15 protein-coding genes are annotated in these 26976 nt (G+C 48.0%); 6 read left to right on the top strand and 9 right to left on the bottom strand.

Going from position 1 to position 26976, the window contains the following annotated elements; translation table 11 throughout:
* Positions 1 to 243: 243 nt before the first annotated feature.
* Complete coding sequence (locus tag ACUJFL_RS17010; protein ID WP_445428098.1) at positions 244 to 11547, bottom strand: Ig-like domain-containing protein; 11304 nt, start codon at positions 11545 to 11547, stop codon at positions 244 to 246.
* Between the two features lie 207 nt (positions 11548 to 11754).
* Between ACUJFL_RS17010 and ACUJFL_RS17005 the strand changes: the two genes are divergently transcribed.
* From ACUJFL_RS17005 to ACUJFL_RS16985, 5 genes are read left to right on the top strand one after another with little or no spacing between them, the layout of a single operon-like run.
* Complete coding sequence (locus ACUJFL_RS17005; protein ID WP_445425600.1) at positions 11755 to 13611, top strand: TolC family outer membrane protein; 1857 nt, start codon at positions 11755 to 11757, stop codon at positions 13609 to 13611.
* Between the two features lie 23 nt (positions 13612 to 13634).
* Complete coding sequence (locus ACUJFL_RS17000) at positions 13635 to 15773, top strand: type I secretion system permease/ATPase (RefSeq protein ID WP_445428097.1); 2139 nt, start codon at positions 13635 to 13637, stop codon at positions 15771 to 15773.
* Positions 15770 to 17086, top strand: a complete 1317-nt coding sequence (locus tag ACUJFL_RS16995) for an HlyD family type I secretion periplasmic adaptor subunit (protein ID WP_226751905.1) — start codon at positions 15770 to 15772, stop codon at positions 17084 to 17086. The genes ACUJFL_RS17000 and ACUJFL_RS16995 overlap by 4 nt, the downstream gene beginning before the upstream one ends.
* 7 nt (positions 17087 to 17093) lie before the next feature.
* Positions 17094 to 17681 (top strand): helix-turn-helix transcriptional regulator, encoded by a 588-nt coding sequence (locus ACUJFL_RS16990; protein WP_306177944.1) that lies wholly within the window; start codon positions 17094 to 17096, stop codon positions 17679 to 17681.
* Between the two features lie 12 nt (positions 17682 to 17693).
* On the top strand, positions 17694 to 18056 hold the full coding sequence (locus ACUJFL_RS16985) for a hypothetical protein (RefSeq protein WP_445428096.1): 363 nt from the start codon (positions 17694 to 17696) through the stop codon (positions 18054 to 18056).
* Positions 18057 to 18062: 6 nt separating this feature from the next.
* Here ACUJFL_RS16985 and ACUJFL_RS16980 read toward each other — a convergent pair whose 3' ends face one another.
* The 8 genes from ACUJFL_RS16980 to ACUJFL_RS16945 all read right to left on the bottom strand — a co-directional run bounded on the left by ACUJFL_RS16980 (position 18063) and on the right by ACUJFL_RS16945 (position 26581).
* Positions 18063 to 19961, bottom strand: coding sequence for a bifunctional diguanylate cyclase/phosphodiesterase (locus ACUJFL_RS16980; RefSeq protein WP_445428095.1), 1899 nt, complete (start codon positions 19959 to 19961; stop codon positions 18063 to 18065).
* Between the two features lie 34 nt (positions 19962 to 19995).
* A complete protein-coding gene (locus ACUJFL_RS16975; RefSeq protein ID WP_229587666.1) occupies positions 19996 to 20652 on the bottom strand; it encodes a transglutaminase-like cysteine peptidase in 657 nt (218 codons plus the stop codon).
* A gap of 239 nt (positions 20653 to 20891) precedes the next feature.
* The gene (locus ACUJFL_RS16970; RefSeq protein WP_445428094.1) at positions 20892 to 21689 is read right to left on the bottom strand and encodes a hypothetical protein; all 798 of its coding nucleotides are present in this window, start codon (positions 21687 to 21689) and stop codon (positions 20892 to 20894) included.
* Positions 21690 to 21860: 171 nt separating this feature from the next.
* On the bottom strand, positions 21861 to 23459 hold the full coding sequence (locus tag ACUJFL_RS16965; RefSeq protein ID WP_445428093.1) for a peptidoglycan-binding domain-containing protein: 1599 nt from the start codon (positions 23457 to 23459) through the stop codon (positions 21861 to 21863).
* A 1-nt stretch (position 23460) separates the two neighbouring features.
* Complete coding sequence (locus ACUJFL_RS16960) at positions 23461 to 23808, bottom strand: hypothetical protein (RefSeq protein ID WP_306177938.1); 348 nt, start codon at positions 23806 to 23808, stop codon at positions 23461 to 23463.
* Between the two features lie 22 nt (positions 23809 to 23830).
* Positions 23831 to 24118, bottom strand: a complete 288-nt coding sequence (locus ACUJFL_RS16955) for a hypothetical protein (RefSeq protein ID WP_226751913.1) — start codon at positions 24116 to 24118, stop codon at positions 23831 to 23833.
* Positions 24119 to 24934, bottom strand: coding sequence for a hypothetical protein (locus ACUJFL_RS16950; protein WP_226751914.1), 816 nt, complete (start codon positions 24932 to 24934; stop codon positions 24119 to 24121).
* A gap of 192 nt (positions 24935 to 25126) precedes the next feature.
* Entirely contained in the window at positions 25127 to 26581 is a 1455-nt protein-coding gene (locus ACUJFL_RS16945) for a sensor domain-containing diguanylate cyclase (protein WP_226751915.1), read from the bottom strand.
* Positions 26582 to 26769: 188 nt separating this feature from the next.
* Between ACUJFL_RS16945 and ACUJFL_RS16940 the strand changes: the two genes are divergently transcribed.
* Positions 26770 to 26970, top strand: a complete 201-nt coding sequence (locus tag ACUJFL_RS16940) for a hypothetical protein (RefSeq protein ID WP_445428092.1) — start codon at positions 26770 to 26772, stop codon at positions 26968 to 26970.
* Positions 26971 to 26976: the final 6 nt, after the last annotated feature.

Raw genomic sequence — 26976 nt, 5'->3', positions numbered from 1 at the left:
TGTCATGTGGTGTTTTTATTATGCGGTGATGATTCGTTGTAAGGCTAAATTGATCTACCTAGACGTTACTATGTTATGAAATTTAAGCTAATTTGCTCAACTCAGGTGTGATAGGCCAAATCATGATGTGATGTATAAAATTGCTTTTAAATGGTGTTATCGTAATGGTGTGATTCCAACTTAATTGAATAAAAAAACAGGCGCTTAAAGCGCCTGTTTTATCTGGGTTAACAACAGTCAGGTTTAGCCATCAATTTTTAAATGACCACTACTAATCAAGCTATCAATAATGGCTTGTGTATCATTACCGAAGCTACTCAGGTCAACGTTTTCCAGCGTGATTTTTTGCGTTACGTTGCCGCTGCCAGTATGTTTAATATCTATCGTGGTATTACCATCGACAGTAGTAAAACTGAGGTAATTGGTAATGTTTTCGCTATTTTCGCCTTGAAGTAAGTCACGTAAATCGATGACATCGCCTTGTGCTGTGCTGAAGTCTTTAATGACATCAACAGCCGCTTTACCGCTACTTGATTGATCGCCTAATTGCCAAGCGAATACGTCGGCACCTTCACCACCGATAAGCGTATCGTCACCGACACCACCAAACAGCACATCGTTGCCGCTGCCTGCATTAATGGTGTCATTGCCTTGTCCGCCATAGATAACATCATTGCCAGCACCTGAGTTGATCACGTCATCGCCGCCGTAGGCATTGATTAGATCACCCTGATTAGTGCCGTTAATGGTTTGCGAGGCATCACTGCCGCTGTTCACTGTATTGGTCGTTTGCGACAGGTCGATAATTAGCGTATCGGATACTGCAGTAGTAGAAGTGCCATCAGTTGTGGTCGCCGTAACGGTTAAGTTCAGTTGGCCAATAAAATCAACCGGAGTAAGCAAGCTTAGCCCTTCCAATTGTTCTTGGGTTAGGGTCCAGCTGCCGTCAGCATTTTTTATACCCGCGGTGAGCAAGGCGTTGCTGGGTATACCGGTGATGGTGATCAACATGCTTTCACTAGCATCAGTAAGCGCAGCATTAATGTTTAAATCAACCATATCGCCATAGGTAACACCATTGACCGTGATCGTACTCGACGATAAGTTGAGTTGTGAGTCTTTACCGCTATCTCTACCGTTGAGAATAACCCAGTCAAATTTATAATCACCATCTTGCGTTGCGGTAAAGTTAAAGGTGCCATTACCATTAACGCCTGCGCCCAAGAACTCTGAGGACGTAATGATTTGTGTGGTTTTACTGCCATCAGGTGCGGTAATAATCACTAAAACAAAGTCGCTGAAGCCTTGTCGGATTTCACTTGCAATGTTTTCACCATTGATGAAATTCCAATTAAAGCCAACCGACATGCCGCTATTTAAACTAACTGTGCTAGACGTATAGTTTCCGTCGATGGCATTAGTGTTGCCTGATACATTGAGTGCCCCCGAGGGCGGGTTGAAGCCATCTAAGAAGCCACTGCTTAAACCAAGAGCTTGTTCAATAGAGGCTTGGCTTAAACCAGATCCTATCAAGAGGCCGTTCGCGCCAGTAGTAATAGAGGTTGCGCCGACTTTAGTTGAAACGGCATCACCGACTTGCAGAATTGCTGCGTCTGCCACTCCTGCCAAAGTAATGTTTAATGCGGCAGTCGATGAACCACCTTGTCCATCTGTTAGGGTATAGGTTACAGAAGGCAGTGAACCACTCCAATTTGCTACAGGAGTAAAAGTAAAGTTACCTTCAGCGTCTAAGGTTAATTTACCTTGGTTTTCAATAATCACTTCTGCGCCGGCTAGATAAGTTTGCCCATTTATCACAAAGCTTTGTACGGTTAGGGCATTGCCATCTACATCGACGTCATTGGTGAGCACATTACCTGTAATAACTTCATCTTCGTTACCGTTAACTACATTATTCTTAGCGACTGGCGCATTATTGATACTGGCTGAGTCGCCACTACCTTCATTACCCACGAGATCAGTGTAACTGCCATTTGCCACAGTAAATGAAATAGGTGCAGTGCCACTTGCCACGAAGGTGGCTGTCCATACATTCGGATTAGTTGGATCTTGTTTTAATCCGGACAGCACGCCACCGGTAACGGCAATATCAGTTAGATCAAAGCCTGAAATTTCCTCATTAAAGGTAAACGTGATCGTTGCAGATTGGCCACTTTCAAGCGTTGCTTGATCAGATGTGATATCAACACTTGGCGGTGTGAGATCTAAAGCGGCAATCGCTTTATCAATTAATGAGTTACCGTTGTTATCGACTGCCGTGGCGTCAATGGTTAATGGGCCATCGGCTAAGGCGCTGACATCGACACCTTCTAAAGCGTAGCTGCCATCGGCTAATACCGTGGCCTGAGCAATCACCGTTTTACCGTTTTGATCGGTGATGGTGATGTTAACCACGGTGCCTGGAGCAACGTCGGTGGTGGTGCCACTGAGGTCAAGCGTACCGTCGGTATTGTCCACCGTCGCAGCGATATCTAATGAACCGGCAATGGCATCGAGTGTGGCTGTGGTATCTGCCACGAGTGGATTGCCGTTGTTATCGACTGCCGTCGCGTCAATGGTCAGTGGACCATCGGCTAGGGCGCTGACATCGACACCGTCTAAGGCATAGCTGCCATCGGCTAATACAGTGGCTTGAGTAATCACCGTCTTACCGTTTTGATCGGTGATGGTGATGTTAACCACGGTGCCTGGAGCAACGTCGGTGGTGGTGCCCGATAAATCGATGGTGCCATCGTTGTTATCGACGGTAGCAGCGATATACAATGAACCGGCAATCGCATCGAGTGTGGCTGAGGTATCTGCCACGAGTGGATTGCCGTTGTTATCCACTGCCGTCGCATCAATGGTCAGTGGGCCATCGGCTAACGCGCTGACATCGACACCTTCTAAAGCGTAGCTGCCATCGGCTAATACGGTGGCCTGGGCAATGACTGTCTTACCGTTTTGATCGGTAATGGTGATGTTAATCACGGTGCCTGGAGCAACGTCCGTGGTGGTGCCCGATAAATCGAGGGTGCCATCGTTGTTATCGACGGTAGCAGCGATATCCAATGAACCGGCAATCGCATCAAGTGTGGCTGAAGTATCAGCAGCCAATGGATTGCCGTTGTTATCCACCGCCGTCGCATCAATGGTTAATGGGCCATCGGCTAAGGCGCTGACATCGACACCTTCTAAAGCGTAGCTGCCATCAGCCAGCACGGTGGCTTGAGCAATGACTGTCTTACCGTTTTGATCGGTGATGGTGATATTAATCACCGTGCCTGGAGCAACATCGGTGGTGGTACCCGATACATCGAGGGTGCCATCGTTGTTATCGACGGTAGCAGCGATATCCAATGAACCGGCAATCGCATCAAGTGTGGCTGAAGTATCAGCAGCCAATGGATTGCCGTTGTTATCCACTGCCGTCGCATCAATGGTTAATGGGCCATCGGCTAAGGTGCTGACATCGACGCCTTCTAACTGGTAGCTGCCATCGGCCAGCACGGTGGCTTGAGCGATAACGGTCTTACCGTTTTGATCGGTAATGGTGATGTTAATTACGGTGCCTGGAGCAACGTCGGTGGTGGTGCCCGATAAATCGATGGTGCCATCGTTGTTATCGACGGTCGCAGCGATATCCAATGAACCGGCAATCGCATCGAGTGTGGCTGAAGTATCGGCGGCCAATGGATTGCCGTTGTTATCGACTGCCGTGGCGTCAATGGTTAATGGGCCATCGGCTAAGGCGCTGACATCGACACCTTCTAAAGCGTAGCTGCCATCGGCCAGCACGGTGGCTTGAGCGATAACGGTCTTACCGTTTTGGTCGGTGATGGTGATGTTAATCACGGTGCCTGGAGCAACGTCGGTGGTGGTGCCCGATAAATCGATGGTGCCATCGTTGTTATCGACGGTAGCAGCGATATCCAATGAACCGGCAATCGCATCGAGTGTGGCTGAGGTATCTGCCACGAGTGGATTGCCGTTGTTATCCACTGCCGTCGCATCAATGGTCAGTGGGCCATCGGCTAACGCGCTGACATCGACACCTTCTAAAGCGTAGCTGCCATCGGCTAATACGGTGGCCTGGGCAATGACTGTCTTACCGTTTTGATCGGTAATGGTGATGTTAATCACGGTGCCTGGAGCAACGTCTGTGGTGGTGCCCGATAAATCGATGGTGCCATCGTTGTTATCGACGGTAGCAGCGATATCCAATGAACCGGCAATCGCATCAAGTGTGGCTGAAGTATCAGCATCAAGGGCGTTGCCGTTGTTATCCACCGCCGTCGCAGCAATGGTCAGTGGTCCATCGGCTAAGCTACTGACATCGACACCTTCTAAAGCGTAGCTGCCATCAGCCAGCACGGTGGCTTGGGCGATGACTGTCTTACCGTTTTGGTCGGTGATGGTGATGTTAATTACGGTGCCTGGAGCAACGTCTGTGGTGGTACCCGATACATCGAGGGTGCCATCGGTGTTATCGACGGTCGCGGCGATGTCTAGAGTGCCTTCGACTGCATCCAATGTAGCATTGGTGTCTGCCACGAGTGGGTTACCGTTGTTATCCACTGCCGTCGCATCAATGGTCAGTGGGCCATCAGCTAAGGTGCTGACATCGACGCCTTCTAACTGGTAGCTGCCATCGGCCAGCACGGTGGCTTGAGCGATAACGGTCTTACCGTTTTGATCGGTAATGGTGATGTTAATCACGGTGCCTGGAGCAACGTCTGTGGTGGTACCCGATACATCGAGGGTGCCATCGTTGTTATCGACGGTAGCAGCGATATCCAATGAACCGGCAATCGCATCAAGTGTGGCTGAAGTATCAGCATCAAGGGCGTTGCCGTTGTTATCCACCGCCGTCGCAGCAATGGTCAGTGGTCCATCGGCTAAGCTACTGACATCGACACCTTCTAAAGCGTAGCTGCCATCAGCCAGCACGGTGGCTTGGGCGATGACTGTCTTACCGTTTTGGTCGGTGATGGTGATGTTAATTACGGTGCCTGGAGCAACGTCGGTGGTGGTGCCCGATAAATCGATGGTGCCATCGGTGTTATCGACGGTCGCAGCGATATCCAATGAACCGGCAACCGCATCGAGTGTGGCTGAGGTATCAGCAGCCAATGGATTGCCGTTGTTATCGACTGCCGTCGCGTCAATGGTTAATGGGCCATCGGCTAAGGCGCTGACATCGACACCGTCTAAGGCATAGCTGCCATCGGCTAATACGGTGGCTTGAGTAATCACCGTTTTACCGTTTTGATCGGTGATGGTGATGTTAATTACCGTGCCCGGCGCCACGTCGGTGGTGGTACCCGATACATCGAGGGTGCCATCGGTGTTATCGACGGTCGCAGCGATATCCAATGAACCGGCAACCGCATCGAGTGTGGCTGAAGTATCGGCGGCTAATGGATTACCGTTGTTATCGACTGCCGTCGCAGCAATGGTTAATGGGCCATCGGCTAAGGCGCTGACATCGACACCTTCTAAAGCGTAGCTGCCATCGGCTAATACCGTGGCCTGAGCAATGACTGTCTTACCGTTTTGGTCGGTGATGGTGATGTTAACCACGGTGCCTGGAGCAACGTCGGTGGTGGTGCCACTGAGGTCAAGCGTACCGTCGGTGTTGTCCACCGTCGCAGCGATATCTAATGAGCCAGCAATGGCATCGAGTGTGGCTGAGGCATCGGCCGCGAGTGGGTTACCGTTGTTATCAACTGCCGTGGCGTCAATGGTTAATGGGCCATCGACTAAGCTACTGACATCGACACCTTCTAAAGCGTAGCTGCCATCGGCTAATACCGTGGCCTGAGCAATGACCGTTTTACCGTTTTGGTCGGTGATGGTGATGTTAACCACGGTGCCTGGAGCAACGTCGGTGGTGGTGCCACTGAGGTCAAGCGTACCGTCGGTGTTATCGACGGTCGCGGCGATGTCTAGAGTGCCTTCGACTGCATCCAATGTAGCATTGGTGTCTGCCACGAGTGGGTTACCGTTGTTATCGACTGCCGTCGCGTCAATGGTTAATGGGCCATCGGCTAAGGCGCTGACATCGATACCTTCTAAAGCGTAGCTGCCATCAGCCAGCACGGTGGCTTGGGCGATGACTGTCTTACCGTTTTGGTCGGTGATGGTGATGTTAACCACGGTGCCTGGAGCAACGTCGGTGGTGGTGCCACTGAGGTCAAGCGTACCGTCGGTGTTGTCCACCGTCGCAGCGATATCTAATGAGCCAGCAATGGCATCGAGTGTGGCTGAGGCATCGGCCGCGAGTGGGTTACCGTTGTTATCAACTGCCGTGGCGTCAATGGTTAATGGTCCATCGACTAAGCTACTGACATCGACACCTTCTAAAGCGTAGCTGCCATCGGCTAATACCGTGGCCTGAGCAATGACCGTTTTACCGTTTTGGTCGGTGATGGTGATGTTAACCACGGTGCCTGGAGCAACGTCGGTGGTGGTGCCACTGAGGTCAAGCGTACCGTCGGTGTTGTCCACCGTCGCAGCGATATCTAATGAGCCAGCAATGGCATCGAGTGTGGCTGAGGCATCGGCCGCGAGTGGGTTACCGTTGTTATCAACTGCCGTGGCGTCAATGGTTAATGGGCCATCGACTAAGCTACTGACATCGACACCTTCTAAAGCGTAGCTGCCATCGGCTAATACCGTGGCCTGAGCAATGACCGTTTTACCGTTTTGGTCGGTGATGGTGATGTTAACCACGGTGCCTGGAGCAACGTCGGTGGTGGTGCCACTGAGGTCAAGCGTACCGTCGGTGTTATCGACGGTCGCGGCGATGTCTAGAGTGCCTTCGACTGCATCCAATGTAGCATTGGTGTCTGCCACGAGTGGGTTACCGTTGTTATCGACTGCCGTCGCGTCAATGGTTAATGGGCCATCGGCTAAGGCGCTGACATCGACACCTTCTAAAGCGTAGCTGCCATCGGCCAGCACGGTGGCTTGAGCAATCACCGTTTTACCGTTTTGGTCGGTGATGGTGATGTTAATTACGGTGCCTGGAGCAACGTCGGTGGTGGTGCCGCTGAGGTCCACCGTACCGTCGGTATTGTCCACCGTCGCAGCGATATCTAATGAGCCGGCAATGGCATCGAGTGTAGCTGAAGTATCTGCCGCGAGTGGGTTACCGTTGTTATCCACTGCCGTCGCGTCAATGGTTAATGGGCCATCGGCTAAGGCGCTGACATCGACACCTTCTAAAGCGTAGCTGCCATCGGCTAATACCGTGGCTTGGGCGATGACCGTTTTACCGTTTTGATCGGTGATGGTGATGTTAACCACGGTGCCTGGAGCAACGTCGGTGGTGGTGCCCGATAAATCGAGGGTGCCATCGGTATTGTCCACCGTCGCAGCGATATCTAATGAGCCAGCAACCGCATCGAGTGTGGCTGAAGTATCAGCAGCCAATGGATTGCCGTTGTTATCGACTGCCGTCGCGTCAATGGTTAATGGGCCATCGGCTAAGGCGCTGACATCGACACCTTCTAAAGCGTAGCTGCCATCAGCCAGCACGGTGGCTTGGGCGATGACTGTCTTACCGTTTTGGTCGGTGATGGTGATGTTAACCACGGTGCCTGGAGCAACGTCGGTGGTGGTGCCACTGAGGTCAAGCGTACCGTCGGTGTTATCGACCGTTGCAGCGATATCCAATGAACCGGCAACCGCATCGAGTGTGGCTGAAGTATCGGCGGCTAATGGATTACCGTTGTTATCGACTGCCGTGGCGTCAATGGTTAATGGGCCATCGGCTAAGGCGCTGACATCGACACCTTCTAAAGCGTAGCTGCCATCGGCCAGCACGGTGGCTTGAGCGATAACGGTCTTACCGTTTTGGTCGGTGATGGTGATGTTAATCACGGTGCCTGGAGCAACGTCGGTGGTGGTGCCCGATAAATCGATGGTGCCATCGTTGTTATCGACGGTAGCAGCGATATCCAATGAACCGGCAATCGCATCAAGTGTGGCTGAAGTATCAGCAGCCAATGGATTGCCGTTGTTATCCACCGCCGTCGCATCAATGGTTAATGGGCCATCGGCTAAGGCGCTGACATCGACACCTTCTAAAGCGTAGCTGCCATCGGCCAGCACGGTGGCTTGGGCGATGACCGTCTTACCGTTTTGATCGGTGATGGTGATGTTAATTACGGTACCTGGAGCAACGTCGGTAGTGGTGCCCGATAAATCGAGGGTGCCATCCGTATTATCTACTGTAGCGGCAATATTCAGTGTTCCAGGTGTTGTCTCTACTGTGTGTGATGAAGCACCGCTGGATTCGACGGTATTACCGGCGGCATCGCTTGATGTCACCACAGCAGTAAAGTCGGTATCGGCGGCTAAATCTGAACCTGCCACATCGACAGACCAACTGCCATCGGCTTGCACTGTGGTGGTGTAAGTGGTGCCATTAATCACTAAGGTGACCACATCGCCTGGGGCAATATCACCGCCTAGTGCGGTACCTGTAACGGCAATCGTACCCGCGGCTTCGGCCGCGTTAAGGATGTCGTCGGCGGTAATGTTGTTGACGGTAACAACACCGGCTTCAGCGTTCAGATCAACCGTGTGCGTTGAGTCGCCACTGGATTCGACGGTATTACCGGCGGCATCGCTTGATGTCACCACAGCAGTAAAGTCGGTATCGGCGGCTAAATCTGAACCTGCCACATCGACAGACCAACTGCCATCGGCTTGCACGGTGGTGGTGTAAGTGGTGCCATTAATCACTAAGGTGACCACATCGCCCGGGGCAATATCACCGCCTAGTGCGGTACCTGTGACGGCAATCGTACCCGCGGCTTCGGCCGCGTTAAGGATGTCGTCGTCGGTAATATTGTTGACTGTGACCGTACCCGCATCGGCGCTCAGATCAACGGTATGGGTCGAGTCACCGCTGGATTCGACGGTATTACCGGCGGCATCGCTTGATGTCACCACAGCAGTAAAGTCGGTATCGGCGGCTAAATCTGAACCTGCCACATCGACAGACCAACTGCCATCGGCTTGCACGGTGGTGGTGTAAGTGGTGCCATTAATCACTAAGGTGACCACATCGCCTGGGGCAATATCACCGCCTAGTGCGGTACCTGTGACGGCAATCGTACCCGCGGCTTCGGCCGCGTTAAGGATGTCGTCGGCGGTAATGTTGTTGACGGTAACAACACCGGCTTCAGCGCTCAGATCAACGGTATGGGTCGAGTCACCGCTGGATTCGACGGTATTACCGGCGGCATCGCTTGATGTCACCACAGCAGTAAAGTCGGTATCGGCGGCTAAATCTGAACCTGCCACATCGACAGACCAACTGCCATCGGCTTGCACGGTGGTGGTGTAAGTGGTGCCATTAATCACTAAAGTGACCACATCGCCTGGGGCAATATCACCGCCTAGTGCGGTACCTGTGACGGCAATCGTACCCGCGGCTTCGGCCGCGTTAAGGATGTCGTCGGCGGTAATGTTGTTGACGGTAACAACACCGGCTTCAGCGCTCAGATCAACCGTGTGCGTTGAGTCGCCACTGGATTCGACGGTATTACCGGCGGCATCGCTTGATGTCACCACAGCAGTAAAGTCGGTATCGGCGGCTAAGTCTGAACCTGCCACATCGACAGACCAACTGCCATCGGCTTGCACGGTGGTGGTGTAAGTGGTGCCGTTAATCACTAAGGTGACCACATCGCCTGGTGCAATATCACCGCCTAGTGCGGTACCTGTAACGGCAATCGTACCCGCGGCTTCGGCCGCGTTAAGGATGTCGTCTGCGGTAATGTTATTCACCGTAACGGTACCGGCTTCGGCAGAGAGATCAACGGTATGGGTGGAGGTGGCGCTCGATTCCACTGTGTTACCCACTGCATCAGACGAACTGACCACCGCATCAAATTCGATATCGGCGGCTAAATCACTACCGGCGACATCGACACTCCAGCTGCCATCTGCTTGCACGGTAGTGGTGTAAGTAGTGCCGTTAATCACTAATGTCACGACATCGCCCGGGGCAATATCACCGCCTAGTGCGGTACCTGTGACGGCAATCGTACCCGCGGCTTCGGCCGCGTTAAGGATGTCGTCTTCAGTAATGTTATTCACCGTAACAACACCGGCTTCAGCGCTCAGATCAACCGTGTGCGTTGAGTCGCCACTGGATTCGACGGTATTACCGGCGGCATCGCTTGATGTCACTACAGCAGTAAAGTCGGTATCGGCGGCTAAATCTGAACCTGCCACATCGACAGACCAGCTACCATCGGCTTGCACAGTGGTGGTGTAAGTAGTGCCATTAATCACTAAGGTGACCACATCGCCCGGGGCAATATCACCGCCTAGTGCGGTACCTGTGACGGCAATCGTACCCGCAGCTTCGGCCGCGTTAAGGATGTCGTCTTCAGTAATGTTATTCACCGTAACAACACCGGCTTCAGCGCTCAGATCAACCGTGTGCGTTGAGTCGCCACTGGATTCGACGGTATTACCGGCGGCATCGCTTGATGTCACCACAGCAGTAAAGTCGGTATCGGCGGCTAAATCTGAACCTGCCACATCGACAGACCAGCTACCATCGGCTAGCACGATGGTGGTGTAAGTAGTGCCATTAATTACTAAGGTGACCACATCGCCCGGGGTAATATCACCGCCTAGTGCGGTACCTGTAACGGCAATGGTGCCGGCTGCTTCAGCTGCATTGACAATATCATCGGCAGTGATGTTATTCACGGTAACGGTGCCAGCATCTGCCGTAATATCAACAGTATGGGTAGATGTTGCACTGTTTTGTATTGTATTTCCTAACGCATTCGTTGATGTGACCACGACGTCAAAAGTCGTATCCGCCGCCAAGTCGCTACCCGCAACCTCGACTGACCAACTGCCATCAGCTAAGACTACCGTGGTATAGGTTACTCCGTTGATAATAAGGGTAACCAGATCACCTGCGGCGATGTCGCCACCGTTAGCGGTACCCGTAACCGTAATAAAACCAGCGGCTTCAGCTGCCGTGACGATGTCATCCGCTGTAATATTATCAATGGTAATTTCAACGGGTGCAGCAATAGGGGCGTCTGAATTGGTAAATAAAGGCACAACAGGATCGTCTTCGGAGAATGCGCCTAGCTCAAAGAGTAAAGGATTCGTTGACTCAGCAATACGTGTAAGCCTTACAAAGCCGTTACCACTATTTTCAGCTGAACCGCCATCAGCACCGGCTGCTGTGGCATCTAATTGCTCAAGTAAGTCACCTTCTTCGTCAAGTACGGCTAAGATATCGTCGGCAGTGTTTAAGGCAACAGCGGAGTCTTCAGGCGTAATATCTGTTTGCAGCCAACTTTCAGAAATAACGAATTGTTGGTTTGCGGAAACGCTAACGGTTTCGTCTAAATATGCCAAAACAACCGAACCTTGCTCTGAGGTGATCACAGTGTCGCCGGGCAGTAGCATATCACCTTGCTTCAGAACTCTTATTTCACCGTTAGTCGATTGTACTTGAACAATACCTTCAACAGCTTGAGCAACGATTTTTGACATAATTAGTGTATCCATTAAATAACTATCACAACTTATATGATAAGGTGGGTTTGTAGATAACACCATTGGACCTGAGTACAGTTAATCTCGTAAAAACTTGTTTTCTATTAACTATAGCCATGTGTATAGTGTATATTTGTTAAAATATAATTAATGATTGTGTCAATTATAGAAACGTAAGGTGTATTCCAATTGAGAGCAGTGTCAGTGATAAAAAAATGTCTGTATCCTTTTTTTGCAACCTTAATTATTTTCGCTTCCCCCAGTTATGCCGCTTCAACAGTGCAGCAAGCTGCAAAAGAGGCAATAGAAAAAAACCCCGAAGTACTGGCTAAATGGTATGAATTTTTAGCCGCAGGCGATGATGTTAAGTCTGTGCGCGCTGGTTATAAACCAACTGTTGATGGCACCTTAGGGGTACAATATCAAAAGCAAAATTATGGTTTGGTTAGAGAATATGACGGTGCTTATGCGCGTTTGACTTTAACTCAAATGCTCTATGATGGCAGCCGCACGCGTTCGGAAGTGAATCGATTCTCCAACTTTCAGCTAGTTGCCTATTTTAACTTGTTAGAAACGGCTGAAAATATCGCGTTAGAAGCCTTTCGGGCTTATCAAGATGTGTTGGCTCAACGCCAGTTGGTTGCGTTGGCGCAAGAAAATTTAGACAAACATTTTGAAGTGTACCGGCAAATCGAAAGTAGCGCCAAAGCCGGGGTCGCAAAATTTGTCGATTTAGAGCAAATTAGCGGTCGTGTGTCCTTAGCGCAAAGCAACTTGATTACTGAAACGTCGAACTTGCATGATGTTACAACGCGCTATTTGAGAATTGTCGGTACCTTACCTGCAGCCGATATGAGACCTGTGACAACGTCAGATCAGTTGCCCAGCACGGTTAATCAAGCGCTACAGCAGGCCTATCAGGCTAGCCCAGCCTATCATGCCGCTTTACGCAACATTAAAGCCGCTGAAGCGGGCGTGCAAACTCAGAAAGCAAATTTTAAGCCTAATGTTAATTTAGTGGGTAGTTACGGATATCAAAACTATTCAGACATTGGTGTCAGAACCGATCAAAATGAAGCATCCGTTGGCATTGAATTAAAATACAATTTTTATAACGGTGGCCGTAATTCAGCTTCGCTAAGTCGTGCTTATTCAGAAGTTAATTTAGCCGAAGAATTACGCGATAAGGCCTGTATTGATATTCGTCAAACCATTCAAATTGCTTATAACGACGGCACTAAGTTAGCAGAGCAGTTGCCATTATTAAATCAACATCGCTTGTCTTCCGATAAAGTTAGAACAGCTTATAAACAACAATTTGATATTGGCCAACGTTCATTGTTAGATGTGCTTGACTCTGAAAATGAATACTTTCAAGCCAGTCGAGCTTATTTAGCCGCGATTTATACCTTAAGTGTCGCTAAGGCTAGAACTTTAGCTGGTATGGGAAACCTGACCAATACACTGGGGTTAACCTCGAGTACCTGGCCTTCTTTAACTGAGCTAGGCGCTGAAAAACTGACTGTTGATCCTGCTAATGCTTGCCCTGCAGTTGATGTATATGGCAGTTTGCAAGTTGATCAAGATACCGATAATGACTCGGTGAAAGACAGTGCTGATTTTTGCCCTAACACGCCAATAACCGATAAAGTTGATGCCAAAGGTTGCTCCGTCTTTACGCAAAAAGAGGCTAAATTTACTTTGGAAATTACCTTTGGTCATAATCAAAGCGTGATTGAAGAGCAATATTTACCTCAAATAGCTAGTTTTGCTGCATTTTTACAGCGTTACCCGAATACAAAAGCTGAAATACAAGGCCACACCTCATCAGATGGTGCGGCGTGGTACAACGATATTTTATCGCAACAACGTGCAGATGCAGTAAAGCAAATATTAGTTTCTCAGTATGGCATCGCGGAAGAACGCATTATGACTAAAGGTTATGGTGCGAGTCGCTTGTTAGATGAAGCTGATACGGAAGCCGCACACAATGTCAATCGCCGGATAGAAGCGGTTGTTACTGGAAAATATGACAATGCTGTGTCACGCGTTGCAGAATAAACCCTGACATAGGAATCGACGTATTGATCCCAGATAACAAGCATACGGGCGGCCCGTTATTTGAAGCCTTACTGTATATCTGTGAATTTCATCATTATGCAGTGAGTCCTGCCAGCTTACTCAGTGGCTTGCCGTTAGCAGACAACATGCTTAGTCCGGCGGTTTTTCATCGCGCGGCCGATCGCGCCAAACTGGCTTCAAAAATTCTACAGCGGCCGTTGAAACAATTAAACACGGCGTTATTCCCCGCTATTCTGACACTGCACGACAATAAAGCCTGCATTATTCACAGTATTGATCATGCGCAGCAGCAGGTCAGCATCAGTTATCCTGAATTGCCAGCCAGTGTCATTACATTGCCGTTAGCCGAGCTTGATGCCCTGTACGCAGGTTCGGTGTTTTATGTGCGGCCGAAAACCGATGCGGCAGATAAAATTAACCACTTTAAATTACCGGCGCACCTGCATTGGTTTTGGGGGGTTATTAAGCAAAACCGCTCGTTATATCGCGATGTGTTGCTAGCTGCGATCATGATCAACTTGTTTGCATTGGCGATGCCGATGTTTGTGATGAACGTCTATGATCGAGTTGTGCCCAATTTGGCTACGCACACTCTGTGGATTTTGGCCTCTGGCATCAGCTTAGTGTTGGTAGCTGATTTAGTGTTAAAACTGTTGAGACACCATTTTGTTGATTTAGCGGCAAGCAAAACGGATGTGATGCTTTCGTCTGCCATTATGGACAAAGTGTTGTCGATGAAGTTGAAGTATCGACCGCAATCAACCGGTAGTTTTGCTTCAATTGTGCAATCTCTTGAGTTTGTGCGAAGTTTTATCGGCTCTTTAACCATTGTTGCGCTGGCCGATTTTCCTTTTGTACTGTTGTATTGCGTCGTGATTGGCATGATCAGTTTGCCCTTATTAGCACCGATCTTAGTTGGGGCTTTCATTTCGTTGATTTATGCTTATTTTGCTCAGCGCAAACTGAAGTTCTTATCGGATGAATCGGCTAAATCGGTGGCTGAACGCAATGCGACCTTGATTGAAGCCTTAGGCTCGTTAGAAACGACTAAATCCAATAATGTTAATGCAGATATTCAGCACAGCTGGGAGCAGTTGTCTTTAAGCTGTGCTCATCACAGTGCCAAAATGCGCTCGGTATCAGCCTCTGTCAGTAATGTGTCCGCGTTTATTCAACAGCTTGCGGGTGTGGCGGTGATCATTATTGGTGTCTACCTGTTAATCGATGGCAACCTTACACAAGGTAGCTTAATTGCGGTCTATCTACTGTCATCGCGTGCCTTAGCACCGGTAAGCCAAGCTACCGGATTATTAGCGCAATTTCATTATGCGTCATCCGCTTATGAACAGCTGGATGTACTCATGGCTTACCCTTCAGAGCAAAACGCCACAAGGCAAACCATTGATAAACCTTTACTACAAGGCAAAATAGAATTTAAAAATGTGAGTTTCAGCTATCAAGATAGCGATGTCCCGTCGTTACAAAATGTCAGTTTTGTTATCGAGCCCGGTGAGCATGTTGCCATCTTAGGCCGAAACGGTTCGGGTAAATCGACCTTAGAAAAACTGATCTTAGGCTTACATGATGCTGAGCAAGGTCAAGTATTGATTGATGGTATCGATATTCGTCAGTTAGACATTAATCAGGTGCGAAACAATATCGGATATGTGCCACAAGATATCAGCCTGTTTCGTGGCACTTTGCGTTACAACATCGAATTAGCCGCGCCGCCGAAAAGCGCTGAGCATTTTCTCAATATCTGTAACATCTCTGGGTTAAATCAATTATTAAGTCAGCACCCGGCCGGATTTGAAATGCAAGTTGGTGAAAAGGGGCAAAACTTATCTGGCGGTCAAAAGCAAATCGTATCGATTGCCCGAGCGCTTTATAACGATCCGCCGATCTTACTGTTGGATGAGCCGACAGCAGCCTTAGATTACAGCAGTGAAGAGGCCTTTCGAAAGCAATTAGGTGAGTTTGCTGAGAGTAAAACCTTGTTGTTAATTACACATCGCAGCCCATTGTTGTCTTTAGCCAATCGGATTATCGTGATGGATAACGGCAAAATCATAGCCGATGGTCCGAAAGACACCGTTATGGAAGCACTGCGGCAAGGTCGTATCATGGGTAACAACGCATGAGTAATCAACCGCATAAATATTCAAAAGATTGGGTCTCTGAAGCGGAGTGGGCGCGTATAGCGCAATCGCCATTATCGGCGCGTGCTTTGCTTTATGGTGTGTTATTTAGTGTAGTGGCATTGATTGTCTGGGCAGCTTTTGCGCCATTAGATGAAATTGCCCGAGGCGATGGCAAAGTGGTCACTTCGCAACAATTGCAAACCATTCAATCGCTGGATGGTGGTTTAGTGACCAATATCTTGGTGCGTGAAGGCGAAGTGGTGGATGTAGGACAGGTGCTGCTAAAGGTTGACTCCACCCGTTCAAACGCGAACTTAGCTGAGAACAAAGCACAGTTTTATGCCTTGACGGCAGAGGTCGCTAGGCTGCAAGCGCTAACTAACGAAAGTGCCCCGCAGTTTCCGGAAGAGTTAAAAACGGCAGCGCCCGATCGACTACAACACGAAATTCAACTTTATCGTAATAGTTTAGCCGAGTTAAACGAGCAATTAGCGGTGCAAGCAGAGCAGCAGCAACAACGCTTACAAGAGTTAGTTGAAGCCAGAGCCGCACTTTTCCAATATAGCCAAACCTTAGAATTGACCAATCAAGAGTTAAGTGTAACCAAGCCATTACTGGCGAGTGGTGCAGTATCGGATATTGATATTTTACGCTTAGAGCGCGAAGTGGCACGAGCTAGCGGCGAAGTAAAACGGGCTGAAGCCAATGCTGCGAGAGCTGAGTCTGCCTTGCAAGAGGCACGCAATAAACTCAAAGAAATTAAGTTAACGGTGCTGAATCGTTGGCGTAATCAGTTATCAGAATCGCGTGCCAAATTAGCTGCTCTTGCTGAACTACAAACAGGTTTAGTGGATATGGTGCAGCAGGCTGAAGTGAGATCACCCATGCGTGGCACCATACAGCGGCTGCATATTAATACGGTAGGTGGGGTATTAACCCCAGGCAGAGATATTTTAGATATCGTGCCGTTGGACGATCAGCTATTAATTGAAGCCAGAATCTCGCCAAAAGATATCGCTTTTATTCAAATTGGTCAGCAGGCGACTATCCGCATCAGTGCTTATGATTTTGCTATTTTTGGTGGTTTGCAAGCCAGTGTCAGTCATATCAGTGCTGATACGGTGACGGATGAAAAAGATAACACCTATTATGTTGTCAGATTAAGTACTGCCAGCCCAAAGCTGGATGATAAGTTAACCATCTTGCCTGGTATGACGGTGCAAGTCGATATTGTTACCGGTAAACGCACGGTCTTATCGTATCTGCTGAAGCCACTGCTTCGAGCAAAAAGTAACGCGATGACAGAGAGATAATCAATTAATGGCTAATGTAGCAATTTTTACTGCTCCCGGTTTTACTGCCTCAAGCTGGAACACTGCTTTTGGTAAGCCGCAGCTGCATGTTTATCCCGATGCCGACATTCAAGCGTTAGATGCCTGTGATGTGGTATTAATCCACAGCGCGCGTAGCGATTGGACGATGCTCGTCAAACAGTTGCAACAGAGTAAGTTAGTGTTAGTGATCAGCCAGCAACTCGCTTTAGTTGAACTGCAAGTGGCGTTGAGCTCGGGTGCGAAAGGTTACCTGGATGCCGGCAGTAACAGCGTTAACTTTATCCAAGCCGTGGCGGCTATTCGTAATGGTGCCTTGTGGATCCCTGCAGCGTTACTTAATCAACTCAATCGATTTTTATCTAAAGCGATCCCCAGTAAAACAACCTGGCAAACCTTTGAAGGGCAATTGTCGAAAAGAGAATTCGAAGTGGCGAGCTTGGTGCGACAAGGTTTAAGTAATAAACAGGTGGCAGAGCGTTTATTCATTACCGAGCGCACTGTAAAACAGCACCTTACCGCAACCTTTGCTAAACTTGGGGTAAAAGATAGGTTACAACTGATTATGCTGCTTTAAAGGAAGAGTCTTATGTATGTTAAGCGAGCCAGCAATAAAGAAATAGTCGCGTTAAGCACGGAGCAATCTGCAGACTATCCCGAGTTTTTGTCTAATAATGATCCTGATCTTTTGCACTTTATGCAAAAAAATATTCCCGCTTATGCGCTAGCCAGTGCAGAACTAAGCCATAGTAAGCAGTTGCAAGCCTCTGATTCTGACTTAGCGCGCGTATTAGAAGACTTAGTTGAATTACTGACAGCCAATGGCATTATAACTTTTACCAAACTGCCAATGGCTGCGCAGGTTAAATTACTAAATCGCAAAACACTTCGCCATGACATGCAAAGGCTTAACCTCTTCAATGAAGAAGAGGACGACAGTATTATGCCTTAGGCAGCTTTAAGTAATAGCCGGGCCGGTTAAACCATCAAAACCCAGCTCAAGCAAGCCTTCAATATCTGCGCTGGCGCTTACACCCTCGGCAATCACGGTTAAGCTTAAAGTATGTGCCAGTTTGATTAAACCCGACAACAAATGAGCACTTTCTGTGTTTTGATAACGTCGTACCAAAGCAGCGTCGATTTTTAAGTAGTCAATGCCTAGTTTTTCTAAGTCTTGGATGGCATTAATGGCAAAGCCACATTTTTGCAAGCCAACATTCACTGACAATGAGGTTAAAGCCGCAGCGAAACGGCTAAACAGCGATGGCTGTTTTACCACTAAGCGCTCATCAAACTCCAAGGCCAAACGCACACGGATCGATGGCTCCACTGCCTGTAGTAGCGTTAATAATTCATAATGTGTTGCGACGTCTAATAAAGTAAGATCAGAGATATTAAGCGCCAAGTTCAGCGCTTTGTCCTCTTGCAGCAACAACAAAGCGTGCTTTAACATAGCGATATCCAACTGGCTGGTGTAGTGATAACGCCGCGCCCAACCTAGCACCTGGGTAGCTGATAACCAGTGACCATCGATTTTCATTTTTAACATGGCTTCTTGATGCATAACACGGCTATCACGAAGTCGCACCGGGTAAATAGTCGAGCTAATACTGTCAGATGTTACCGCCTGCTGCAGCGCTTTTAGCCAGTCGGTTGCATCCGCTAAATCGGCGTATGGCTTGACATCAAGCAGCGTTTTACTTTGTAATGGTGGCGAGGCTTCAACCTCAACTAATAAAGCATCAAGCTGTGCTAATGTTTGCTGCCGGCTAGTAACGGTATCTAATGACATACCCACCAACAATACCGGTGCATTGACCGTATCGGGCGAAACCTTACAGTTCTGATTGAGTTGATTGAGTAGCTGTTCTGTCAACTCAGCAGTCGAAGCTAACTGATCGACAACTAAAAAGAAATCGCTACCATTTAAACGGCTAACTAAGCGCATCCCCGAATATTGTTGAACCTCTGCAATTAACTGTTTTAACCAACGATCTGTTTTGGCATGGCCGAGTTGCAGGTTTAACTCGTGCAGTTCGCTGACCCGCAATAACAACACGCAACTTAATTCACTGTGTTCAATATTGCCAAAATAACTGTCGAGCCAGTTGGCGCAATAATCGCGGTTAAACGCGCCGGTGACATCGTCCAATTCATGTTGCTTTTGCAGTCTATCCAGCTGTTTTTGTTCTTGTTCTAGCATGCTGCGCACGCGGCTGGTTAGCCGATTCATGGCAGCAACCAAGCGTTTTAACTCAAAGGTTGAAGGTTCTTCACTGGTAATGAATTGACGATTACCTAGCGCTTCTGCATGATTTACTACTTGGTTTAGCGGCCGGCTAACACGTTTGAGTAAAAAGCTGCCCACCACACCACAAAAAATAGCAATCAGCAAAAAGCCTAGCGCTAAATCTTGGGTAATGTGCCATAACGCGGTTAAGCTGTAATCGGTTTGGCTTTCCAGTTCAATACTACCATAGCGTTGCCAGCCATCTTGGATCTGAGCAATACCGGGTTTAACATTAAACGCTAATAAACTAGCAAACCAATCGGGAACGGCAACCGGTTGAGGGCTAAGTGTAAATTCTGTAAGCGTATTTCCTGCTACGTCTTTTAAGGTAATACGCCGGTAATAACCAGTATCAAATTGCGCCGAGAGCATTAACTCGATAGTGGTCAGATCTTTATCCATTTGTGACAGGCTTAAAGCCATTCCGGTGGCATTATCGATATTTTTAACTTGTAGTTGTTCTGCGAGATAACTTTTTGATTGATAGGCACTAATAAAAAAGCTACTGCCAAAGGCTAAGAGCACAATAACAATAATTCCAATCCACAACTGCTTAATCAGAGACATAGCCTAAACTCCTTAACCCACATATTGCCCAGCATTATAAAAAAATGCCCTGCAGTGATAATCGTGCTACCAGATCACGCCAGCGCGATAACCGCGCCGACGCACTGTGTTTTGATTTTTGATTGCCGCTACCCGCCCAAAGCCCGGTAGAATTAAAACTAAATACTGGCGTTAGATCTGGCCTGGCTGATGCGGGTAAAATATTTTGAATTAAACTATCGATAATCAGAGGTTCAGCTTCGGCATCTGGATAATAAGCCAGTACCATATGCGCTAAACTGAGGCCACTGTGTTCAGCCCCAACGCGTGCTCGAACATAGACTAAGCGAAGCTGTGTATCAGGGATCCCTAAAGCGCGTAAGCTGATGTAACTGGTGATCGCCCAATCTTCACAGTCGCCGCGCCTTGATGCCAATATTTCGGCAGGGCTCGCCCAGTAATCTTCGACTTGATAGAGCGAGGCATCTAACTCGTAACTGAGTGTGTTATGTAAGAACGTGTTCACGGTTTCTAATTGCTGAACAACCGGTAAGTTTGCAGCATCTTGCAACATTTGTTGCCAAGCCGATGAGGTAGCCAGTGTTGTTGACGCTGGAGCAGATTGTTCGAGATAACGATCAAACTGAGAGAAATCAATAAGAAAGGGGGTTTCAAGCGCATGGTTATGCAACGCTGCCGCGATAAACAGCATGCCTCCAAAAGATATTGCGAATTTTTTTATCGCCTTTGCTGGCATTTAGCATACGCTCAGTACTCGTAACCCAGCCCCAAGATAGTGTAAAACTAGTTGTATCTCAACGGATTTTTGCAGCGCGCTCTACTGTTTTGTTATACCTGTTACCGTCTGAGGCCGCTGTGACGAGTGTGACAGCCTTAAATCACGCTCATCGGGTTTGACACGTTAAGCTAGGCTTATCACACGCTGTGAACTTAGCGTTTGCGTGTTGCTGCGGGATGAATACGCTCGTCATACAGTTTGCCGAGCGCTTGGCTAATGCTGAGCGTGTCATCTTCGGTTAAATAGCGCTCAACTTGTTTATGTACAAAAATGACCGATTGTTTATGTTGTTTAGCAAATTGCTGGCACAGTGTCGTAAGTTGTTTTTGAAATTCCTTGGCTGCGGTTTCTCGATGTACCGCATGGATGGCTTTTTCAAAACTGTTGCCGTGCTCTGCGTAGTATTCTTTTAAGGTGATCTTGGGAATGCGATAAGCTTTACTGGCATAGTCTAGGGCTTCTCTAAAGCTGCTATAGCTTTCACCAAATACGTCAAAGCTGGGGTTAAGGTGATAATATACTTGATGATTAATACCGGCCGCTTCGTAATTAAAACCCGGAAAATTAAGCCTTTCGGTGGTTTCTAAACCTAGTTTTAAGCCCGCAGCAATGCTATAGCTTAAGCTAAAATCCAGCGCAGCGAGTTCTTCTTCTGTCCACATTTCGAAAATATTTAAGGCTTTTTCATATTTTTTCGCCAGTTTTTTCTTGGCGTAAACACGGCGCTCTTCTAATGCCCCCGCTTTACAGCTTTTTAAATGCTCAAAGCATTCACGACAACTAGGGATCTTCACAAAGTCAGCAGGTTCTTGTGTGCTGAGAAATAAATCACGGTATTTTAATGGCGGTGCAAAATCATGTTCACTGGCAATACAACCACAATAAAAGCAGGTATTAAAAGACGCTCTCTCAGTCGGCACAAGGAGGTTGTAGTCGGGATATTCGCTCATAAAGGCTCGCCTGGTTAAAAACTGCCGTTATAGTACGCTGTTTTATACGATCTCAACAGCTAAGTGCCGCCGTGAGCCTATCAAGCAAATTGTAACGGGGGCATCATTACACTGATGCGGTGGTGGACATGCTGAACTAAGCGAGCGGTTACGGCTAAGGCTTGGCTGAATTTAGGATATGTGTGCTTGAAAAAGCGCCTGTTTTACATCGATGCTGAGTTGATAATCAGCGATGCTATCGAGTTGTTGTTTTATGGCCTTTGCCGAATTAGCGAAATCAGCCAGCGCCAGTAATGCTAGTAACCAACCAAAGGGTGTGGTTACGGTTTTGAGCACCCGATGCGCCATACGCATTAAGTGGCTTATAATATTTAAGCTCGCGGCATAAAGCTTAACGCGATAACGATATTGCACGAGATGGTGCTTGATTTGTGCAGGGGTAGCGCTAGGGCTGAGTAAACAATATTGGTCAAAATCATGGTCGTGGCTAAACAGCAAATTAGCGGGTTGGCTAAACTGATACACTGAGTTGCGCAAATAACTGGTGCCTGCGTGCACAATATCGATGGCTTTGACCACGCCAATATAAAATTTTCGGGCCTTTCTGCTGATATAGCGCGCGAGATTAGCAATAAATTCTGTAGTGAACTGCTGCAGTTGTTTCACGGCTCGAAATAACCAGCGGATCACTCGCTTGAGACCATCAAAAATACCGTTGGCCAGCCGAGCAAATTGGTTCTGAAATTCTTTTTTGTGCTGATTGTGCGACAAAATGCTTTGCACGGTATTATTGAGCTGCTTACCTAGATAAATGTCTTTGCTCGGTTCATGAGTTAAAACAGCAAAAGCAGCCATCAGTTGCGCATCTACAGTGTTGCTTTGTTGTTTTGCATGAAGCGCTTCTGACGAATTGTCTTGATAAAAACGACTAATGGCGAGTGTGGTTTTTGACAGCTGGCGCCTTGGTCTGGCACTTCTTTTCGCGCGCAGTCTTTCCCATTCAGTTTGGTCTTGGCCAGGGGTAATATCATAGCCGAGCAGCCATAGTTCGATACGGCTAATGGCCTCAATGTTGTGCTGAAACTCGCGAGTAACTTCAGCAAATAACGCAGCATCGGCAAGCTTAAGGACGATAGCATCATGCTGGTATAGGGCATGCACTAGTGGCTCGGTAAGCGTTAACGATGTCGTACTGAGCAAGCCTAAACGCCCTGCAAATTGCGCAAACTGCGCGATAGCCAAAGCGAATGCGGGGTTGCCTTGTGGCAATAGGATGGTTTTGGTGTGGATGCGATGCTGTTCCCAATCACTAAAAAAGCCCATACTGTAAAGACGGCAATAAATACCCCGTAACAACGCCAGGTTAGGCATGCCGAAGGCAGGAATTAATTGCGCCAATGGCTTGGCCCACACCTGTTGCCAATTTGCGGGCTGTTGCTGATTTTCAAAGCTCACTAAACACTCCAACACCTGCCACGTTTCTGGCCCTGCCCAGCCGTCCACTTCGATGCCGGCTTCTTGTTGTAACTGTTTAATTTTCTTCACCAAGATCAGATCTAAAGTGTTATTGCTGCGATTAACCCGCTTGTCGCCCTCGGCTAAATAACCTAACTCAATTAAACGTGCTCTAACGGCGCGAATATAGGCCGCCGAGTCGGTTTGATTGGGGTTGCTTACCGCCATAACGGGGCTGGGGAGATGTCGCTCATTAACGGCAGCATCGAGCCCCATGCCAAATTGCGCTAAAAAATCTGTTGCTGAATCAGCCATATTAGAGATCTGCGATATCGCCAACGATAGATTTCACAAAATCGATGGTGGCTTTACGCGATTCGGCGCCGGCTTGTACTAAATCAGCATGGGCTAAACGCTGCGCCTCGGTAATATTTGTGTCATAAAAAGCGACAATATCACCATCAATACTGGTTTGGGTGCTGGCGAGTACTTTGACTTTAACCGTGGTATTGCCTTTCGCTTTGGCCATGACATCGGAGAATCGGACTAATTCCGGATCGCTGCCCTCTAATGTGACGGAGCCTTCAAAGGTAATGACATCTAATTTGGATAAGTCTTGTACGGCGTTTGCGAGATTAGACATGGCTTGTTTAAACGTGGACATAAGTGTTCGCCTCTTTTAGCAGTTAGTAAAACAAGATACTGATAGCATGAGTAAAGGTCGTTCCGTAGCGTTGTTGCAAGGTTGCTAAGGCTGTGGTTTTGGGTAATCCAACCTTGTTGATTACTGGGGTATAGCCTGTTGGATTAAAGGGAGAGCGAAACTGCAGCACATCCGGCAGTTCAGTGTTGGCACTTAGCACCATGCAGCCAGAATATTCCTGCCACTGAAAACCGCTTTGCTCAGTAAATTGCTGGTGTTTGGCTTGCGATGCCGCATAAATTTTTTGTAGTTGTGCCATGTTGTTACTCATTTACGCCACCTGCACTAATTCATCGGCTTGATAGGTGCGCGCAGCTTGCATGACTAACCTTGCTTCATCATCACGCCGATGTAATAAACCATCGAGCCCGCGGCCCTGCCATAAGCGTTTCATATTGATGATTTGTTGAGCGATGTCTTGATAGGCTTGGCGTAGAACCAAAGGTTGTATTGCCGCCATCTCACGGCGAGAATCGCCACTGATGCTGGTACCTCTGTTATAAACCAAAGACAATAACGCGCTTTGTGCATCGGGATGCAGCTTTTCGACACCGGGAAAGGTGCGTTGAGTTTTACTGGCATAAAGAGGCAGTGATGCATGGACAAATACATGTTTAGCGGCTGACAGTGGAATAACCAGTGTTTGAACTGAGCTTAGCAAACGCTTTGCGCTGGCGGCTTTGCTGCCGCAAACACGGCGTAATTTAGCGATATCATATGTTGGGAGTAGGGCTGACCAATCGCGTTCAAATTGCGCTGTGCTGGCATACCCTAAATCATAGCCAATACCGATGGTGATACCTGAGTCACCGCCGGGCCAACTGGGATGAATGAGTTTGGCCTGATAGTACTGCTCAGAGCTAATTTCGTGCTGAATCATTAAGTCGATACCCTTTTTAGAAAGGGTGAGGCCTTGTGTAATGGCCGGGGGCGTGGCCGAAATGCTTGTTGCTTGCTCAAGGCGAACATCAATCGGTAGCAAGCGTTTTTCTAAGGCGCTAAGGGTTTGTCCACCCAAAACCCCATCGGGTTCTACACCTAAGTACTGTTGGATCCTTTTCAGTCGTTCCGAGGTGGTGCGATGCATGGCGTCCATCCTGCTGTGTTGTGAAAACCGAGCATAGTAAGTATAGACCGCATTAGCGTGGCAGCAAGTGATCAACCGGTAGTCGGTTAAGTGCACTCAAGAAGTTGCGGCTTAAGCCGCTGCTGCAATTAGAGTCAGCGGCTCATAGAAAGGGTAACTATATGAAGACTGGCGCAAGGTTATGACGCCAGTTCAGCGTGTGTTGGCTAAAACCAGCGCTTTGCGTTGTGATTTGGCTTGATACATGGCAGCATCTCCAGCAGCTAAGAGAGCCTCTAGCGTTTCGGGCACGGTGCTAAACATGGCGTAACCGATACTCGCCGATACCGAAAAGTGTTGCTGATGCAGGCTAATAGTAAATTGTTGAAAATGTTTTTGTAATTCATCGAGTTTGGCAACGATTTCGTGCTGTGATCTAAAGCAGGCCAGGGCAACAAATTCATCACCCCCGATGCGTGCTACGGCGTCTTCCATGCGCATTTGGCTTTGCAAATAACGGGCAATCTCTTTTAAGGCTGTGTCACCAACGTGATGGCCATAGGTGTCATTGAGCTGTTTGAAGCTATCAACATCAATATAAAAAATGCCCAGTAAGTCTCCATTTTGGCGTTGATAATCCATTAAATGTTGGGCTTTTAAGCTAAAACCTCGGCGATTTAATATGTTACACAACATATCAATATTCGCTTCGTTTTCAGCACGTTCTTTTGCCATAGCAATGCGGCCGATACGTCGTGACACGGCTATGGCTAACATCAGGCTTTCAACCGCAAAGGCAATAATGAAACCATAGCGCTGCACAAAGATATTGCTGTCTAATAATACAATCCGAAAGATCATACTAATGAGCACAATACTAAGGGCGCAGAACACCAAACCTGCCTCACTCACTCGTCGTTGCCATTGCCACAGCGCGCTGGCAAAAATAGCGGCGACCAATGCCAAGGTACCATAGCTCATCAACATAGCGGCGGCGGTGGCCGACGGATGGTTTTCAATGACCATTCTAAGCAAGCAACTGAACAAGACGATCAGAGACATGGTTTTAAAAATGAGGCTCGTTCTTGGAAAGTCAGTGTTCACTTTCAAAATTTCGCACATAAACCAAGTGGCACTGACCACCGTTAAACCAATACTGAGTAAATAGGCGAGATGGATTTCTCTTAATAGATGGCTGGCAATATACAAAAATAACTGGCCTTCCTGCAGCAAGATAAAACTGGTGATACAAAAGATGTAGGCGCTGTAAAGTTTTAACGCCTTGTCGGGTACTTTACGGCTGATTATCAGCACATAGAGCATTAACGTAAAACTTAAACCGTAAAATAAGCCCATAATAAGATTATGTTTTTGGCTAGACAGCATAAAGTCTGTCAGCGGTTGCCATTGAAAGCGTGGGTTGTGCGCAAATTTGGAATCTATGCTAAGTAACGCCGAAAACTCGCCTTGATCAATTTGAAATGTCACTTCACCTGATGGGATCGGTGATTGCGTTATGCCGGCCTGCTGCCAGCTAAAGCGGTTTAAACCATGTCGCTGAAATGAAAACACACCCGGCTGATTAAGGTCACATCGCAGAGTAAATTGATTAAGGCCTGGGGTGAGTTTAATGCTCGATTTTTCAGCTGCGGTTAACACTTCTGCCATAGGCGAGTCGTGAGAGACTAATGAGCATGATTCTGCAGCGACTGCCCTGCTCGAATGAGTCAATAATACCAGGAGCAATGCCCAAAAAAGCGGCGTAAAAACAGACATTTGTTTAGCTGACATCAGTTCTATCCTATGAACAAAAAAGCATAACACGCCAATTAATCACCAGATTAATCAAACATTTTATGGAACGCGTGGTCAGAGCCGATAAAGGCCAAGCCAGTTTAACATTTTTTACTGTTTTTATAACGGTAATGGCTGCCCAACTTAGCCGCAGTAAAGATAGGGCGGTTATAACAGAGATTGAGCTATCCGTGTTTATTCGCGATACGACTGAAAATGTGGTAAGTACTTTCTTGATACTACTGACAGCGCATGACGGTTAAGCTAGG

The organism is Alishewanella sp. HL-SH05 (assembly GCF_052655985.1).
The sequence above is the reverse complement of the archived record's forward strand: the minus strand, read 5'-3'. Positions and strand labels throughout refer to the sequence as shown.

Coding starts and splice junctions, on each gene's coding strand:
- ACUJFL_RS17010 (WP_445428098.1), bottom strand. CDS start 11,547: ATGTCAAAAATCGTTGCTCAAGCTGTTGAAGGTATTGTTCAAGTACAA.
- ACUJFL_RS16995 (WP_226751905.1), top strand. CDS start 15,770: ATGAGTAATCAACCGCATAAATATTCAAAAGATTGGGTCTCTGAAGCG.
- ACUJFL_RS16990 (WP_306177944.1), top strand. CDS start 17,094: ATGGCTAATGTAGCAATTTTTACTGCTCCCGGTTTTACTGCCTCAAGC.
- ACUJFL_RS16985 (WP_445428096.1), top strand. CDS start 17,694: ATGTATGTTAAGCGAGCCAGCAATAAAGAAATAGTCGCGTTAAGCACG.
- ACUJFL_RS16980 (WP_445428095.1), bottom strand. CDS start 19,961: ATGTCTCTGATTAAGCAGTTGTGGATTGGAATTATTGTTATTGTGCTC.
- ACUJFL_RS16975 (WP_229587666.1), bottom strand. CDS start 20,652: ATGCTGTTTATCGCGGCAGCGTTGCATAACCATGCGCTTGAAACCCCC.
- ACUJFL_RS16970 (WP_445428094.1), bottom strand. CDS start 21,689: ATGAGCGAATATCCCGACTACAACCTCCTTGTGCCGACTGAGAGAGCG.
- ACUJFL_RS16965 (WP_445428093.1), bottom strand. CDS start 23,459: ATGGCTGATTCAGCAACAGATTTTTTAGCGCAATTTGGCATGGGGCTC.
- ACUJFL_RS16960 (WP_306177938.1), bottom strand. CDS start 23,808: ATGTCCACGTTTAAACAAGCCATGTCTAATCTCGCAAACGCCGTACAA.
- ACUJFL_RS16955 (WP_226751913.1), bottom strand. CDS start 24,118: ATGAGTAACAACATGGCACAACTACAAAAAATTTATGCGGCATCGCAA.
- ACUJFL_RS16950 (WP_226751914.1), bottom strand. CDS start 24,934: ATGCATCGCACCACCTCGGAACGACTGAAAAGGATCCAACAGTACTTA.
- ACUJFL_RS16945 (WP_226751915.1), bottom strand. CDS start 26,581: ATGGCAGAAGTGTTAACCGCAGCTGAAAAATCGAGCATTAAACTCACC.
- ACUJFL_RS16940 (WP_445428092.1), top strand. CDS start 26,770: ATGGAACGCGTGGTCAGAGCCGATAAAGGCCAAGCCAGTTTAACATTT.